The organism is Pseudomonas brassicae (assembly GCF_010671725.1).
GTDB lineage: Bacteria > Pseudomonadota > Gammaproteobacteria > Pseudomonadales > Pseudomonadaceae > Aquipseudomonas > Aquipseudomonas brassicae.
Window position 1 is genome coordinate 1 of record NZ_JAAHBU010000200.1, and the last position, 2,591, is coordinate 2,591.

Consider the following 2,591-nt stretch of genomic DNA (forward strand, 5'->3'; position numbering starts at 1 on the left):
TCCAACCTGCGTGAAGGGGATGACTAGGGTCAAGCTTGTTGCGAGGCCCCAAATTGTATCGCTGTTGAAGGAACTCAAGTCGAGTGCCTTTCTGTTTACCGACGTACTTTTCGTCCCATTCGTGCACGCCCTCAACTGGATCCGCTAAACGTACAACCGCTACACCATTTCTGATTCTTATATCTGTGACGTACAGATGGAATGGCTCAGACTTCCTTAGTCCGCCAAAGAATAGCAGTAACAGAAAAAGTTTATCTCTTGTGGACGATGCGGCCCTTATAAGCTCCAACACCTTGTCCGCAGGGAAGTGTTTTGGGATTCTGTTCTTTTTGTTCTTCTTTCGTGGTGTCCGATTGGTTCTGGTGGCGACTATGCCTCGGGCTTCCTGAGTGAATTGCTGAAGTTGGAAGTTTCTATCCCATGTTTTTTTGATCGCCATCTTAGAGTTGAGAGTTTGCTGTTCTTTTATGCCGAGGTCGGAAATCAGCTTCATCTCAATCGGATTGATCGGAGTGTGATCAAAGTTTCCTGCCGCAAAGTCGGTAAATTCCAGCGCATAACGATAGTCGTCGATAGCGGTGTTCCGACCTACTGGTGTCCAACCTAGATGGATGTCTCCGAACTGCCTGGCTTCAAGGAAGCGAAGCACCATTCTTTCCAACTGCTCTGGAGTCAGCGCCCGACCTTTCTCAACGATCATGTAGAAATCGTATAGGCGGCCCACGGCTTTCACGGATTTCTTGATTTTCTGGGGGCTGGCCACGTCGATCAGCATCTGCTCTCGCGTCCACGCTAGGCACAGGAGACTCACCTCGCCGTCCTCTAGGACGAGCACGGGCACCGCGCTCCCCGTGGCTCCTTCGGCGACGTTGATCGAGATGACTAGGTGAAGCGTCCGCTTTGCCATGCGTGTCCCAGTATAATAGTAGGGGGTCATGCAGGTGTAGGACAGGACTAGCGGTATGTCAAATTCTTCTTGTAAATCAGTATGTTATCGACGATTTAGGCATATATTGATTGGTTTCGAAGCGGTACTAGTTTCATTAGTTGGACTAGTACAGGGTCTATAACGATCGCAAACATGAAGCCGCGCGCTGCGTTGGCCCAGTCGGCGCCGATGGCCAGCACGCTGGCGATGTCGAAGGCACTGACGATCTTGCCACTGGCGCCCAGCTTGATCTTGTCGCGCAGGTTCAGCCCTACCAGGGTGTTGTGCACGAACAGCAGGCCTTCGCGCAGCGGTACGCCGATATGGTCGGTGAACTCCACCGGCGCGGCGCCGGTGCCGCCTTCCTTGCCGTCCACCACGATGAAGTCGGGCAGGATGCCGGTTTGCAGCATGGCCTTGGCGATGCCCATGAACTCCCAGGGGTGGCCCAGGCAGAACTTGAAGCCCACCGGCTTGCCACCCGACAGTTCGCGCAGCTGGGCGATGAACTGCATCAGTTCGATGGGGGTTGAGAACGCACTGTGCCGCGACGGCGAAATGCAGTCCTCGCCCATCAGGATGCCGCGCGTATCGGCGATCTCCTGGGTGACCTTGTGCTTGGGCAGGATGCCGCCATGGCCCGGCTTGGCACCCTGGCTCATCTTGATTTCGATCATGCGCACCTGCGGGTTGCGCGCCTGTTCGGCGAAGCGCTCGGGGTCGAAACGCCCCTCCGAGGTGCGGCAGCCGAAGTAGCCGCTGCCCAGCTCCCAGGTCAGGTCGCCACCGTGTTCGCGATGGTACGGGCTGATGCTGCCTTCGCCGGTGTCGTGGGCGAAGTTACCGAGCTTGGCGCCCTGGTTCAGTGCGCGGATCGCGTTGCGCTGAGCGAGCCGAAGCTCATCGCCGAAATGTTGAACACCGAGGCCGAGTAGGGCTGGCTGCACTGCGGGCCGCCGACGATCACGCGAAAGCTCTCGGGGTCGCTGAGCGGCGCCGGGCGCATGGAATGGCCGATGAACTCGAAGCCCGACTGGTACACGTCGATCAGGGTACCGAAGGGTTTGTCGGCGCTCTCGTTCTTGGCCCGCGAGTACACCAGTGAGCGTTGGGCGCGGGAGAAGGGCAGGGCGTCGCTGTCGGATTCGAGCAGGTACTGGCGGATTTCCGGGCGGATGCCTTCGACCAGGTAGCGGATGTTGCCCAGGATCGGATAATTGCGGCGTACCGCATGGCGGCTTTGCAGCAGGTCGAACAGGCCCAGCAGGCTGAGCAGGGTGGTGACCAGGGTCAACGGCCACAGCCAGTCGTGGTGCTGAAACGGCAGGCTGGCCAGGCTAAACACGACGCAGGCGGCGAAGAAGGCGTAACGGCTGAGAAGGGACAGGCTCATGCGGGATCCTTGTGCAGGCAATCCAAGACCTTATATCGATTAGGGTTTTGAAAGCCAGTGAAGGTGTCGCGGCGGCTAGAATGCTTGCGCTGGCGGCGCACGGTATCAAGAGCGGCAGAACTGCATTGGCTGGCACATGGGCGCCACCGTGGTTCTCGGCCGAAGCGTCCTGACGAATACCCAATGGCCCGTCTGGAGATGGCATCCGGGCGTCAGGCTCTGTACGAAAAGCCTTGATACTCGGTGATGCTGCGTTGAAAACAGCCTCGG

The 2,591-nt window shown here is 57.9% G+C and carries 2 pseudogenes; both read right to left on the bottom strand.

The features are described from left to right. Positions 1-775 (bottom strand): annotated as a pseudogene (locus tag G3436_RS15040) (hypothetical protein); the annotation flags it as partial. 296 nt (positions 776-1,071) lie between these two features. Next, positions 1,072-2,321: pseudogene (locus G3436_RS15045) on the bottom strand (FMN-binding glutamate synthase family protein); the annotation flags it as partial. Positions 2,322-2,591 lie beyond the last annotated feature (270 nt).